Here is a 234-nt window from a genome sequence, read left to right as displayed (position 1 = left end):
GCCCTCTACCGCTGGTCCATCGAAAAGCCCGAGCGGTTCTGGGTCTCGGTGTGGGAGTACTGCGGCGTCATCGCTGAGACCCGGGGCGAGCGGGTGCTGGTGGACGGGGACAAGATGCCCGGAGCCCGCTTCTTTCCGGATGCGCGGCTCAACTTCGCCGAAAACTGCCTGCGCCGCCGGGACGAGACGCCGGCCATCGTCTTCTTGGACGAGACGGGGCGCAGACGCCGCCTC

General features: G+C 68.4%; 1 protein-coding gene. It reads left to right on the top strand.

The window, feature by feature from the left end; translation table 11 throughout:
- Nucleotides 1-234 (top strand): acetyl-coenzyme A synthetase N-terminal domain-containing protein (locus tag ACTFO6_RS19920; protein ID WP_439936008.1); only part of this gene is annotated, 234 nt, incomplete at both ends.

The organism is Pelomicrobium sp. G1 (assembly GCF_051905455.1).
Classification (GTDB): Bacteria; Pseudomonadota; Gammaproteobacteria; order Burkholderiales; family UBA6910; genus Pelomicrobium.
The sequence above is the reverse complement of the archived record's forward strand: the minus strand, read 5'-3'. Positions and strand labels throughout refer to the sequence as shown.